Raw genomic sequence first — 12,665 nt, 5'->3', positions numbered from 1 at the left:
CGAGAGGACTCGCACTGAGCGGGTACCCGGCTCGCATGGCCGGCACGAAGGCTCCCGAGGACGCGTACACCGCCGCCCCCTTCGTCCCGAAGACGCCCCGAGGCCTCGACGCCCTCCGCGAGGCCGCCGCCGACTGCAGGGGCTGCCCCCTGCACCGCGCGGCCACCCGGACCGTCTTCGGCGCGGGCGACCCGCGAGCCCGCCTCATGCTCGTGGGCGAGCAGCCCGGCGACCAGGAGGACCGTCAGGGCAGACCCTTCGTGGGACCCGCGGGCGGACTCCTCGACCGGGCCCTCGCCGACGCCGGCCTGAATCCCGCGGACGCGTACGTCACCAACGCCGTCAAGCACTTCAAGTTCACCCAGGCCGAACCCCGCAAGCGCCGCATCCACAAGGCGCCGACCCTGAGGGAGGCGGCGGCCTGCGGCCCCTGGCTGGCGGCCGAGCTGGCGATCGTAGAGCCCGAGCTGATCGTGGTGCTGGGGGCGACCGCCGGGAAGACGCTGCTCGGCTCCTCGTTCAGGGTCACCGAGGCGCGCGGGACGCTCCTGGAGCGGGAGATCCACGGCCGCCCCGAGCGTCTGCTCCCCACCGTGCACCCCTCCTCCGTCCTGCGGGCCGACGACCGCGAGGCCGCGTACCGGGGCCTGGTCGCGGATCTGAGGACGGCGGCCCGCGCACTGTCGTGAGCGTCACGGTGAATCCGCGCTGCTGTAATGGTTAAGATCGCTGTGTGCCTCTTACCTTCACCCTTGACCCCGCCATCACCCCCGGCCTGCGTGACGGCATCCTCGACCTCTGGACGGACGTCAGCAACGCCGGCGGAGCCGTCGGCTTCGTCCCTCCGGTCTCGCGGGAGACGATCCGGCCCGAGCTGGTGGGGACCCTCGCCCGGATCGCCGAGGGGGGCACCCGCCTGCTCGTCGGGCACGACGAGAGCGGGCGGGTCGCGGCGACCGCGTTCATCACCTTCAACACCCACCGGCTGAGGACGCACTGGGTGTGGCTCTACACGGTGATGGTGCACCCGGAGCACCAGGGCAAGGGCCACGGCCGCGACCTGCTCGCCGCCGCCGCGGAGGCGGCCCGCGGCTTCGACGGGGTCGAGGCGATACGGCTGTCCTGCCGGGGCGGTCTCGGCCTGGAGGGCTTCTACGCCTCCTGCGGATACCAGGAGGTCGGCCGCGTCCCCGGCGCGATCAGGGTGGCGCCCGGCGACGACCGGGACGACGTCACGCTCCTGCTGTCCCTGAACTGACCGGCGCCGCAACCCCCGTGCAAGATCGGCCCCCCGGCGTGCTTCACTGGACAACGGACCCATATCCGACCGACCGGAAGACTGGATTGAGATGCTCCGCTACACGTTGATGCGCCTCGGTGTGTTCGCAGGCTGCCTCGTGGCCGTCTGGGGGCTCGTCTACTTCGGTGTGGTTCCGCGCGGCCTCGGCCAGTCCAACGGCATGTGGATCATCCTGCTCGCGCTGGTGCTCTCCGCGCCGCTCAGCTTCGTCCTGCTGCGCAAGGAGCGCGACCGCGCCTCGGAGACGGTCGTGCGCCGGGTGGACCGGATGAAGGCCAACCTGGAGGCGAACCGCTCCCAGGAGGACGAGGCCGTCGACTCCGCCCGACCGCAGGGGCAGACCTCGTAGTCTCGCGGGACCTCGGGGCCGCGTACGGAAGTCCCCCGCGCCGCCCCCAACTAGGCTTGCCCCATGGGTGCCGTGAAGACCAAGCGGATGCCGCGCGCCGTCCGTGAGCAGCAGATGCTCGACGCCGCCGTGGAGATCTTCGGGCGGCGGGGGTACATGGCCGCGTCGATGGACGAGATCGCCGAACTGGCGGGCGTGTCCAAGCCGTTGGTGTACCTGTACCTGAACTCCAAGGAAGACCTCTTCACCGCCTGCATCCGGCGCGAGGCGAAGGCGCTCGTGGACGCGGTGCGTTCCGGCGTCCGCACCGACCTGCCCGCCGACCGCCAGCTCTGGGACGGCCTGCTGGCGTTCTTCGCGCACACCGGCCGGCACCCGCACGCCTGGTCCGTGCTGCACCTCCAGGCCCGCACCCACGGGGAGCCGTTCGCCGCCGAGGTCGCCGCGATGCGCGCGGAGATCGTCGCCTTCGTGACCCAGCTGATCGCCGTCGCCGCCCGTGAGGCGCACCGCGCGCCCGACCTGCCCGAACAGGAGGTCGGCGGCCTCGCCGAGGCCCTGGTGGGGGCCGCCGAGTCCCTGGCCGCCTGGGCCAACGCCACCGAGGGCGGCACCCCCCGGCAGGCGGCGGCGACGCTGATGAACTTCGCCTGGGCAGGCCTGGGCAACCTGATGGCCGGCCGGCCCTGGTCCCCGCCGGAGGCGTAGTCCCGCCGCGCTCCGGCCTCTCAGACGAGGGGCTCCACCCGCCCGTTCACGTGCAGCCGGTCCGATCCCGCCGGTCCGCGCAGCTCGAACCGGGTGCCGTCCGCCGCGAAGGTCACCGTTCCCGGCAGCAGGACCGGCGCCCGGAAGTCGGCCCGCACCCGGACCGCCTCCGGGGCGCCGTGCGCGGCCAGGCAGCGGGCCGCGGTCCACATGCCGTGGGCGATGGCGCGCGGGAAGCCGAACAGGCGGGCGGTGAGGGGATGCAGGTGGATCGGGTTGCGGTCGCCCGAGGCGGCGCCGTAGCGGCGGCCCACGTCGGCGCCGAGCCGCCACTCGTCGAGCACGGGAAGCGGGACCCCGCCTCCGCCTGTGAGAGACGCCCCGGGCCCGTCCCCGGCGCCGGCCGCCGTGGAGGACGCCCCCGGAGTGCGGTGCCGGGCGAGATAGGTGCTGCGGGACTCCCACACCAGCTCGCCGCCGTCCCGCGCCTCGGTCACGACGGTCGCTTCGGTGCCGCGTCGGTGTGGGGCCAACCGGTCGACGTGCACGCCGAGTTCGAAGCACCCGGAGACCGGCAGCGGGCGGTGGCGGGTGATCTCGATCGAGGTGTGGACCAGGCCGAGCAGCGGCAGCGGGAAGCGCCGGTCGCTCATCAGCCGCATGGCCAGCGGGAAGCCGAGGACGTGCGGGTAGGTGACCGGCAGCGTGTCCTCGCCCGCGCCGAAGCCGCACACCCGCTCGTACGCGGTCAGCCGGCTCTGGTCGATCCGCAGCCGGGGCAGGACGAGCCGGACGCCCGGATGGCCGGCGTCGGGGCGCGGCCGCTTGAACGGGGAGAGCAGCGCGCCCCGGGCGAGGAGCGGGGCGAGGGCGGGCGGCGACGGCAGGGAGACGGTCGTCATCACGCCCCCAGCAGGCTCTGGCCGCACACCCGCACGACCTGTCCGTTGACCGCGCCGGAGGCGGGGTGGGCGAGCCAGGCGGTGGTCTCGGCGACGTCCACGGGCAGCCCGCCCTGGGCGAGGGAGTTCATACGGCGGCCCGCCTCGCGGATGAGCAACGGCACCGCGGCGGTCATCTTCGTCTCGATGAAGCCCGGTGCGACCGCGTTCACCGTCACCCCGTGCTCGGCGAGGGCGCGCGGCGCGAGAGCGCGGACCAGCCCGGCGACGCCCGCCTTGCTCGCACCGTAGTTGGTCTGGCCCGCGTTGCCCGCGAGCCCGGCGATGGAGGCGGTGGCCACGATCCGCCCGCCGGGTCTCAACGCGCCCTTGGCGAGCAGCGCGTCGGTGGTCCGCAGCACGCTCGCGAGGTTGACGTCGAGCACCGAACTCCAGCGCTCGGCGGGCATGTTGACCAGCCGGCGGTCCCGGGTGACGCCCGCGTTGTGGATCAGCGCGTCGAGTCCGTCGGGGACTTCGGCGGCGATGCGCTCCCCGGCGTCGGCGGCCGTGATGTCGAGGGGGAGCGCGGTGGCGCCGCCGCCGAGGCGGGCGGCGAGGTCGCGGGCGTCCCGTTCCGCCGCCGGGACGTCCAGGACGACGACCCGTGCGCCGTCCCGGGCCAGCGTCTCGGCGACGGCCGCGCCGATCCCGCGGGCGGCGCCGGTGACGAGGGCGGTACGGCCGGCGAGGGGACGGCTCCAGTCGTCCGGGCCGGTGATCGCGCCCGTGCCCACGCCGATCACCTGGCCGCTGACGTAGGCCGACTTGGGGGAGAGAAGGAACCGCAGCGTGGACTCGGCGGCGGCCGCGTCCGTGAGCCGGACCAGGTTCACGGTCCCGCCCCGGCCGATCTCCTTGCCGAGCGAGCGCGTGAAGCCCTCCAGCGCCTGCTGCACGGCGGCCCGGTGATGGTCCTCGGGGTCGAGGGGCGCGCCCAGCAGCACGATCCGCCCGCTCGCCGCGACCGACCGCACGACCGGGTGCAGGGCCGCGTGCACCTCGGCGAGCGTGTCGACGTCCCGGACGCCGGTCGCGTCGAGGACGACGGCGGCGAGGGACGAGGGGGAGGGAGGCGAGGAGGCGGGCGTCAGTCCCGTCCGGGCCAGGACGGGCGGGAGGTCGAGCGCGGACGTCCCGGCGGTGAGGTGGAGCAAGCCGCCGTCCAGGGAGGGGTGTTCGGCGGACCAGCGCCTGAGCGCCGCCGGCTGCGGCAGCCCGAGCCGTCGGGTGAGGAAGCGGCCGGGCGCGGTGGCGCTGAGGCTCAGATAGCGGTCGGCCACGTTCGGCTCCTAGCGATCGCGGGGCATGACGACAGTGACTCCGGTCCTTACTCTGGAGTAAGGTTACCGCCGGTAAGCTTATGTCACCGTTGAGGAGCAGGTCGAGATGATCCCCGTGAACCGGCCGCCGCGGGCCGTCCGCCGCGTCGCGATCGTCGGCGGCAGCCGGATCCCGTTCGCCCGCTCCGACGGCCCGTACGCCACCGCCTCCAACCAGGAGATGTTGACGGCGGCGGTGGACGGCCTGGCCAAGCGGTACGGGCTCGACGTGCCCGGCGTCGTGGGCGAGCTGGTCGCCGGCGCCGTCCTCAAGCACAGCCGCGACTTCAACCTCGCCCGCGAGACCGTCCTCGGCTCGAAGCTGGACCCGCGCACCCCGGCGTACGACGTCCAGCAGGCCTGCGGCACCGGGCTCCAGGCGATCGTCGCCGCCGCCAACAAGATCGCCCTCGGGCAGACCGAGTCCGCGATCGCGGGCGGCGCCGACACCGCGAGCGACGCCCCGCTCGGCGTCAACGACCGGCTGCGCCGCATCCTCCTCGAAGCCCGCCGCGCCAAAACCACCGGCGCCCGCCTCAAGGCACTCGCCCAGGTGCGCCCAGCGCATCTGATCCCCGACATCCCGCGCAACGCCGAACCGCGCACCCGCCTGTCCATGGGCGAGCACGCGGCGGTCACCGCCCGCGTCCGGGGCGTCGACCGCGCGGCGCAGGACGAGCTGGCCGCCGCCAGTCACCGACGGCTGGCGGCCGCCTACGACGACGGCTTCTTCCAGGACCTGGTCGTCCCCTTCCGAGGCCTCGACCGCGACCAGAACCTGCGCCCCGACTCGACCGTCGAACGACTGGCCCGTCTGAAGCCGGTGTTCGGGCTCGACGCACCCGACCCGACGATGACGGCGGGCAACTCCACCCCGCTCACCGACGGCGCGGCCGTGGTCCTGCTGGCCTCCGAGGACTGGGCCGACGCGCGCGGCCTGGAGCCGCTGGCCTACCTGACCGAGTACGAGACGGCCGCGGTGGACTTCGTGCACGGGGACGTCGCCGGCGGTGAGGACGGGCTGCTGATGGCGCCCGCCTACGCCGTGCCGCAGATGCTGGAGCGGGCCGGCCTCGGCATGGAGGACTTCGACCTGGTCGAGATCCACGAGGCGTTCGCCTCCCAGGTGCTGGCCACGCTGGCGGCCTGGGAGAAGCGCGGGCTCGCCCCGGTCGACCGGGACCGTCTCAACACGGCCGGGTCCTCCCTCGCCACCGGCCACCCCTTCGCCGCCACCGGCGCCCGCATCGTGGCCACCCTCGCCAAACTGCTCGCCGAACGCGAGGGGCCGTCCAGAGGCCTGATCTCGATCTGCGCGGCCGGCGGCCAGGGCGTCACGGCGATCCTGGAACGCCCTTGACCCGTACGAGCGTCTGAGACTGCACAGCCTGATCCCCGGACCATCTCCGAACCCGCACACACCCCCCACGCGAACGTCGTACGATCCCCTACCCAACCGGCGGTAACCCCGGCACTCGGGGGCAACCCGGTGAACGCCTCGACACGCGAGGCACGTACCTCATGCAGCAAGCAGTCCTCTGTCGCTGCACGCCCAGGGAGCCGCCCGTGTCCACCCCGTACTCAGAGCCCGCCCCGGACTACGCCGACCCCGACGCTCCCCCCGTGCTGGTGGAGCCGGAGACGCGCCGCCTGGACGGCGCCGTGCGGGAGGCGTCCGTACCGGCGTTCGCGCGCCCGGTGACCTACGGTTCCCTCGCCGACCTGCCCTTCGAGAACGCGGCCGCCGCCCCGGACGCGGTGGTCCTCAGCCGCAAGACGGCGGACGGCGAGTGGACAGACGTGACGGCGGAGCAGTTCGCCGCCCAAGTCCACGCCGTGGCGAAGGGGTTGATCGGCGAGGGCCTGATGCCGGGCGACCGGATCGCCATCATGGCCCGCACGACCTACGAGTGGACGCTGCTCGACTTCGCCGCCTGGGCGGCCGGACTGGTCAGCGTGCCCGTCTACCCCACCTCCTCCGTCTTCCAGACCCGCTGGATCCTCCAGGACTCCGGCGCGGTCGCCCTCGTCACCGAGACCATGGGCCAGGCCGCGGCCATCGGCCCCGAACGCGACCGGCTGCCCGACCTCCAGCACATCTGGGTGATGGAGAAGGGGCACCTCGACCGGCTGGCGGAACTCGGCGAGCAGCACACGCCCGACGCCGAAGTCGACATCCGCAGAGGCATGTTGGTGCCCGACACCCTCGCCACCCTCATCTACACCTCCGGCACCACCGGTCGCCCCAAGGGCTGCGCGCTCACCCACGGCAACTTCTTCACCGAGGTCGACAACGCGATCGAACTCCTCTACCCCGTCTTCAAGTCGGACACCGAGGACCTCTCCGTCCTGCTCTTCCTCCCCATGTCCCACGTCTTCGGCCGGATGGTCGCCATCGCCTGCGTCCGCGCCCGCGTCCGCCTCGGCCACGCCCCCAGCCTCAAGGCGGACCAACTCCTGCCGGATCTGGCCGCGTTCAGACCCACCTGTCTCCTCGCCATCCCCTACATGCTGGAGAAGATCTTCAACTCGGCCCGCGCGAAGGCCGAGTCGGGCGGCCGGGTCGGCGCCTTCGACCGCGCCGTCAACACGGCCATCCGCTACGGCGAGGCCGTCGAGGCCCACAAGACCGGGACCGGCAACGGCCCCGCCGCCACCGTGCGAGCCGCCCGCACCTTCTACGACCCGCTCGTCTACCGTCGCCTGCGCAACGCCATGGGCGGACGGGTCCGGCACGCCATCTGCGGCGGCTCCCCGCTGGGCCGCCGCCTCGCCGCGTTCTACCTCGGCGCGGGCATCGAGATCTATGAGGGCTACGGCCTGACCGAGACCACGGGCGCGACCACCGTCACCCCACCCCTCAAACCCCGTCTCGGAACGGTGGGTTGGCCCCTGCCCGGCACGAAGATCCGCATCGCGGCCGACGGTGAGATCCTCATCGCCGGCGAGCACGTGCTGCGCGGCTACTGGGACCCGGCGGCCGGCGGAGTGGTCCCCGCCGCGCCCGACGGCTGGCTCGCCACCGGCGACATCGGGGAACTCGACGACGAGGGCTACCTGACGATCACCGGCCGCAAGAAGGAGATGATCATCACCGGAGGCGGCAAGAGCGTCGCCCCGGCCCCGCTGGAGAACTGGCTGCGCTCGCACCCCCTGATCTCCCAGTGCATCGTCCTCGGCGACGCCCGCCCCTACGTCTCCGCGCTGATCACGCTCGACGCGGACGGCCTCACCCACTGGCGCCAGATGAACGGCAAGCACCCCGTCCCGCCGGAGCTGCTGATCGGCGACGAGGAACTCAACGGGGTGCTCCAACGGGCGGTCGACGAGGCCAACAAGCTCGTCTCCCGCCCGGAGTCGATCCGCCGCTTCGCCGTACTGCCCCGCGACTTCACGGAGGTGGACGGCCACCTCACCCCGTCGATGAAGCTGCGGCGCGAGGCGATCCTGCGGGACTTCGCGAAGGAGGTGGAGGGGCTCTACCCGGAGGTCACTTGAGAGCGGAGGTGAACGCGGCCCAGGTGCCGGGGGAGAGGTCCAGCACGGGGCCGGCGGGGTCTTTGGAGTCGCGGATGTGGATGGTGGTGGGGCGGGTGGCTACTTCGAGGCATTCGCCGCCTTCGCCACTGCTGTAGCTGGACTTGAACCAGGTGAGTTCCCTGTCGCTCATAGCTCCACCAGCTTCTTCTCGATCAACATGCGCGTCTCCCGGGGGGAGAGAGCCATCGCTCGCATGATCCCATAGCGGTCAGCGATCTTACGGACATCTTCCGGGTCGGTGATCAGCCTTGGGAAGCCCTGTGCCTCCGTGTACGCCACTTGTGCATGCTTCTTGGGCGTCAGCAAGTTGAACGCACTGTCCAGGTTTGGGTGTTCCTCGAGTCGAGTGGGCATCACTTGAAGCGCTACGTTCCGCATGTCGCTGACACGCAGCAGGTTCTGCAACTGGGCTTTGAAGATGGAGGGTCCGCCGATCGGACGGTCCATCAGGACCTCTTCGATCACGTAGCTCACGATGGGAGCGGGCCAGCGCTCGAAGACCTGTTGCCGCGACAGCCAGTCGGTGACCCGCTTATCGATCGTTTCCTTACTCAACAGGGGCCGCCGCTGCCGGAAGACGGTGAGCGCGTAATCCTCAGTCTGCAACAGCCCCGGCATGGCCTGGTTGGCGTAGAAGTGCAGCTCGACCGCCTCCGCCTCGAGCGCCGCGTACCCGCGATACCACTCCGGATGCCGAGTCCGAACGCGCCCCATGGCCTCCCGCACCTCGGGAATCGCGTCCTTCAGCATGCCGCCGGCGTCCAGCAGCACGTCGGCCTGCTCCAGCACCTCGGGGCGGATGAGCCGTACGCCGCGTTCCATCGCGGAGATGGCGTCCGGGCCGTACCCCACCAGTTGCCCGAACTCCTTCTGCGTCAGCCCCTTCCGCTCACGGAGCCGTTTCAGCATCTTGCCCAGCGCTGTGAACAGCCCCGTCGTCCCGTCGGCCTCCGCCGGGGTCTCCGGCCTGCGCTCCCGTTCGTCCGTCATGGCACTGCACCGCCCTCACGTCGCTGATGTCACTGTCGACAACACGTACGCCTCCTCCAGCGCATCCGTACGGCTACGGAGAGTCGCCAGGTCGCCCCTGGTCAGAGTAGAGACAACCGACCACGCTCGGTGAGGTGAACTCCGAAAATTCCACCCGGATCCCGACCCCCCTCGGCGAGCTCGCCCTGCGGCTGAGCGCGACGCCCCGGGGCGCACGTCTGGCGCGGCGGCTGACCGCGCAGCAGCTCGACGCGTGGGGCTACCCGCACGACGGGGAGGCGAGCGACACCGCGCAACATGTGGTCGCCGAGCTGGCGGCCAACGCCGTCACGCACGGACGGGTGCCGGGACGGGACTTCGAGCTGCGTCTGCTGCTGCTCCCGGAGGGCCTGCTGCGGATCGAGGTGAGCGACGCGCGGGGGGACCGGGGGCTGCGGATCGTGACGGAGACGGACGCGGAGGGCGGGCGGGGGCTGATCCTCGTCACCGTGCTGGCCACGACGTGGGGCGTCGCGGAGCGGGAGGTGGGCAAGACGGTGTGGGCGGAGCTGTCGCTCAGTCCGTCGCACCGGGCGACGCCGAGGCCGTCCGCCCGCGCTGCTCGATGACGAGGTCGGCGAAGGCCCGCGCCGGCGGGCTCAGCGCGTCCCAGCGCCGCACGGCCCAGCCGACGGGGAGGGGCCGCAGCGCGGGCACGGGGATCAGGCGCAGGCCCCCGTCGGCGGGCTCGGACAAGCCCGGCAGGGCGGGGACGACCGCGCGGCCCACGCCCAGCTCGGCGAGGAGCAGCGCGGTGTCCCAGTCGGCGACGCCGGTGTCGTACGAGAAGCGGACGCCCAACCGGGCGCAGGAGGCGTCCAGATGGGCGGCGGAGGCGGAGTTCGGGGGCAGCCGGATCAGCGGTACGTCGCACAGGTCGTCGACGTCGACGTGGGGGAGGTCGGCGAGCGGGTCGCCGGCGGGTACGGCGAGCATCCAGGGGAGGTCGACGACCCGCCGTTGCACGATGCCGCGCACCGGGGGGCCGAGGGTGATCCAGGCGAGGTCGAGTGTGCCGTCGGCGAGCGCGTCGAAGGAGCCGCGGCCCGAACTCACCGTGCGGAACTCCAGTTTCACGCCGGGATGGGCGCGGCGGTACGCCACGAGGGCGTCGGACATGAAGTGCCGTACGGTGGTCGCGCCGGTGGCCACGCGGACGTATCCGCTGACGCCGTCGGACAGGTCGCGCACCTGCCGCAGCGCCAGGCCGAGTCCGGCGATGCCCTCGGCGGCGGCGGTCTCCAGGATCCGCCCGGCCTGCGTCGGCACGACTCCGCGTGGCCGGCGCTCCAACAGGCCCACGCCCGTCTCCCGCTCGAGGCGCTTGACGTGCTGGCTCACGGCCGACTGCGTGCATCCGAGTTCCCGCGCCACCGCGCTCAGGCTGCCCGCCCGGCACACGGCCACGAACACCCGCAGATCCTCCAGTGTCATGAGGGCCAAGCTTAGACTTGGAGGTGACCACAAATCCTTAGGATTGACTGAGCAGTTGGGGCCGTAAGACGATCTGCTCAGGGCCCTGGGCGGCAACCCGCTCCTCACCCCCGTGGGCGTCCGGACGCCCGGGGCGGGGAGCGGGTGCCGACCCCCGTCGCCCCGAGGAAGAGGAAGGGGGCGCTGCCATGACCGAAGCCGGGTCCGTGGAGGGAGCCGAGGCGCTGCTGCGGGATCTGGGCGCGGGCGCGCTGGCCCACCCGGGCGGCACGCTCCTGGCCCATCTGCGCCGCGTACGCTCCCGGCTCGCCGCGTGGGAGGCGCGCCCGGCCCTGCAGACCGCCGGCCTCTGTCACGCCTTCTACGGCACCGACGGCTTCCCGGACGGTCTGCTCCCGCTGGAGCGCCGTACCGAACTCGCCCGGGTGATCGGGCGGGAGGCGGAGGCGATCGTGTACCTGTACGCGAGCTGCGACCGCGAGGCGACGTACCCGGGCCTGGCCGGTCCGGCTCCCTGCTTCCACGACCGCTTCTCGGGCGTCCAGTGGACGCCCGCGCCCCGCACCCTCCGCGATTTCGCCGACCTCACGGCCGCCAACGAACTCGACCTCGCCGCGCACGACCCGGAGTTCCGCGACCGGTGGGGCCCGGAGCTGCTCACCCTGTTCACCCGCCTTCGCCCGCTGCTGAGCCGTGCGGCGTGGGAGGACTGCCGGAAGATCCTGTCGAAGGCGGCGTGAGGACTGCGGTCGCCTCAGTCGCCCTGCGGCTTGCGGGCGATCAGATAGGCCTGCCGGACCTTCTCGCCGAAGGAGGGCTCGGGCTCCCGCACGGTCCATGAACGCATCTCGAACCCGCCCGCGACGAGCAACCGGGTCATCAGCTCGGGCTCCCGCCGCAGGAAGTCCAACGCCACGGGGTGTCCCCAGGGCTGGTCGTGGCGCTGGACCTCGTCCCCGGCCTGGAAGGCGAGCAGGAGATGCCCGCCGGGGCGCAGGACCCGCAGGAACTCGGCGAAGAGCGCCGGCAGCTCGGGCTCGGGTGTGTGGATGGACGAGTACCACGACACGACCCCGTCGACCGAGCCGTCCTCGTGCGCGAGCTCCGTCATCGAGCCCAGCTCGAACTTGATCCCCGGATTCTCCCGCCGGGCGACGGCGAGCATCCCCTCCGACAGATCCACCCCGGACACCACCAGCCCGAGCGACCCGAGATGCCGCGTGACCCGGCCCGGCCCACACCCCAGATCGAGCACCACTCCACCGCGACCGACGATCTCGGCATACCCCCCGAGCACCCCCCGGTCCATAGGCCGGGCCGGTTCCTCGGAGAAGAGCTCGGCGTAGTCACCGGCGACGGCGTCGTAGAAGGTACGGGTGTCGGAGAGGAAATCGCGTGGGGTCATGGGGTGCGAGGCTAGCGGGGGCGACTCAGCCCGTCCGGCGTTTGAGGACGAGGCCCGTCCAGGGCCGAAGCGGGGGGCCTGGGGGCGGCAGCCCCCCAGGGGCGGGACGGGAAGGGGCGGCGGGGGCGAACCGACACACCGAAGCGACACGCACCCCCGCCCCCACCCGGGTGACCCCACAGCCGACCAGCGCCCCCACCACCCCCACGCCCCCCACCGCCACCGCCCACCGAACAACCTCCGATCGGCGGCTGCCGATCCACTCCCCCGAGTGAAGCCCACCCGCCCGAGCGCCGCAGGCAAAGGCAGGCAAAGGCAGGAGCCCCACCGCCACAAAAGTGGCGCGGGGCTCCTTGGGTACTGCTCTCAGACTTGCGATGTCACGGACGTGACGATCAGACGGGGGTGACGTTCTCCGCCTGCGGGCCCTTCGGACCCTGAGTCACGTCGAAGGAGACCTGCTGGTTCTCCTCCAGGGAACGGAAGCCCTGCGCGTTGATCGCGGAGTAGTGGACGAAGACGTCGGGGCCGCCGCCTTCCTGGGCGATGAAGCCAAAGCCCTTTTCGGCGTTGAACCACTTCACGGTTCCGGTAGCCATAAGCCCTCCTTGGGCCCAAAGGGTTGCCCTGCTCCAGA

15 protein-coding genes are annotated in these 12,665 nt (G+C 72.4%); 8 read left to right on the top strand and 7 right to left on the bottom strand.

The features are described from left to right. The first annotated feature begins 35 nt into the window (after positions 1–35). From ACIRS4_RS23900 to ACIRS4_RS23885, 4 genes are all read left to right on the top strand, one after another. Positions 36–689 carry a UdgX family uracil-DNA binding protein gene (locus ACIRS4_RS23900; RefSeq protein WP_404199346.1) on the top strand — a complete coding sequence of 218 codons (654 nt, stop codon included), beginning with the start codon at positions 36–38 and terminating at the stop codon, positions 687–689. A 44-nt stretch (positions 690–733) separates the two neighbouring features. Further along, entirely contained in the window at positions 734–1,258 is a 525-nt protein-coding gene (locus tag ACIRS4_RS23895; RefSeq protein WP_404199344.1) for a GNAT family N-acetyltransferase, read from the top strand. Positions 1,259–1,349: 91 nt separating this feature from the next. Beyond that, entirely contained in the window at positions 1,350–1,649 is a 300-nt protein-coding gene (locus tag ACIRS4_RS23890) for a DUF4229 domain-containing protein (protein WP_404199341.1), read from the top strand. A gap of 63 nt (positions 1,650–1,712) precedes the next feature. After that, positions 1,713–2,357: a TetR/AcrR family transcriptional regulator gene (locus tag ACIRS4_RS23885; RefSeq protein WP_404199339.1), complete on the top strand. Its 645-nt coding sequence runs from the start codon at positions 1,713–1,715 to the stop codon at positions 2,355–2,357. 20 nt (positions 2,358–2,377) lie between these two features. Here the strand turns inward: ACIRS4_RS23885 and ACIRS4_RS23880 are convergent, their stop codons facing one another. Then, positions 2,378–3,259, bottom strand: a complete 882-nt coding sequence (locus tag ACIRS4_RS23880) for a MaoC family dehydratase (protein ID WP_404199336.1) — start codon at positions 3,257–3,259, stop codon at positions 2,378–2,380. Beyond that, positions 3,259–4,581, bottom strand: coding sequence for a 3-oxoacyl-ACP reductase (locus tag ACIRS4_RS23875; RefSeq protein WP_404199334.1), 1,323 nt, complete (start codon positions 4,579–4,581; stop codon positions 3,259–3,261). Before ACIRS4_RS23875 ends, ACIRS4_RS23880 begins: the two co-directional genes overlap by 1 nt. A 106-nt stretch (positions 4,582–4,687) precedes the next feature. On the opposite strand from ACIRS4_RS23875, the gene ACIRS4_RS23870 reads away from it, so the two are divergent. Both ACIRS4_RS23870 and ACIRS4_RS23865 read left to right on the top strand, forming a co-directional pair. After that, a complete protein-coding gene (locus ACIRS4_RS23870; RefSeq protein WP_404199331.1) occupies positions 4,688–5,980 on the top strand; it encodes an acetyl-CoA C-acetyltransferase in 1,293 nt (430 codons plus the stop codon). Between the two features lie 206 nt (positions 5,981–6,186). Then, positions 6,187–8,118 (top strand): AMP-dependent synthetase/ligase, encoded by a 1,932-nt coding sequence (locus ACIRS4_RS23865; protein ID WP_404199329.1) that lies wholly within the window; start codon positions 6,187–6,189, stop codon positions 8,116–8,118. On the opposite strand, the gene ACIRS4_RS23860 is transcribed toward ACIRS4_RS23865, so the two are convergent. Together ACIRS4_RS23860 and ACIRS4_RS23855 are read right to left on the bottom strand one after the other, a co-directional pair. Next, positions 8,111–8,290 carry a DUF397 domain-containing protein gene (locus ACIRS4_RS23860; RefSeq protein ID WP_404199326.1) on the bottom strand — a complete coding sequence of 60 codons (180 nt, stop codon included), beginning with the start codon at positions 8,288–8,290 and terminating at the stop codon, positions 8,111–8,113. The genes ACIRS4_RS23865 and ACIRS4_RS23860 overlap by 8 nt on opposite strands. Further along, positions 8,287–9,150, bottom strand: coding sequence for a helix-turn-helix domain-containing protein (locus tag ACIRS4_RS23855; RefSeq protein ID WP_404199323.1), 864 nt, complete (start codon positions 9,148–9,150; stop codon positions 8,287–8,289). The genes ACIRS4_RS23860 and ACIRS4_RS23855 overlap by 4 nt, the downstream gene beginning before the upstream one ends. A gap of 134 nt (positions 9,151–9,284) precedes the next feature. On the opposite strand from ACIRS4_RS23855, the gene ACIRS4_RS23850 reads away from it, so the two are divergent. Beyond that, positions 9,285–9,758, top strand: coding sequence for an ATP-binding protein (locus tag ACIRS4_RS23850; protein WP_404199320.1), 474 nt, complete (start codon positions 9,285–9,287; stop codon positions 9,756–9,758). Here the strand turns inward: ACIRS4_RS23850 and ACIRS4_RS23845 are convergent. Then, a complete protein-coding gene (locus ACIRS4_RS23845; RefSeq protein WP_404199317.1) occupies positions 9,706–10,623 on the bottom strand; it encodes a LysR family transcriptional regulator in 918 nt (305 codons plus the stop codon). The genes ACIRS4_RS23850 and ACIRS4_RS23845 overlap by 53 nt on opposite strands. 188 nt (positions 10,624–10,811) lie before the next feature. Here ACIRS4_RS23845 and ACIRS4_RS23840 point away from each other — a divergent pair, with 188 nt between their 5' ends. Next, complete coding sequence (locus ACIRS4_RS23840; RefSeq protein ID WP_404199311.1) at positions 10,812–11,363, top strand: DUF6817 domain-containing protein; 552 nt, start codon at positions 10,812–10,814, stop codon at positions 11,361–11,363. A 14-nt stretch (positions 11,364–11,377) separates the two neighbouring features. On the opposite strand, the gene ACIRS4_RS23835 is transcribed toward ACIRS4_RS23840, so the two are convergent. Further along, positions 11,378–12,028, bottom strand: a complete 651-nt coding sequence (locus tag ACIRS4_RS23835) for a class I SAM-dependent methyltransferase (protein ID WP_404199308.1) — start codon at positions 12,026–12,028, stop codon at positions 11,378–11,380. Positions 12,029–12,423: 395 nt separating this feature from the next. Further along, positions 12,424–12,627 (bottom strand): cold-shock protein, encoded by a 204-nt coding sequence (locus tag ACIRS4_RS23830; protein WP_003974443.1) that lies wholly within the window; start codon positions 12,625–12,627, stop codon positions 12,424–12,426. Between the last annotated feature and the right edge of the window lie 38 nt (positions 12,628–12,665).

It is taken from the genome of Streptomyces sp. NPDC101166 (assembly GCF_044768125.1).
Taxonomy (GTDB): Bacteria; Actinomycetota; Actinomycetes; order Streptomycetales; family Streptomycetaceae; genus Streptomyces.
This window is presented reverse-complemented; position numbering and strand designations above follow the sequence as displayed.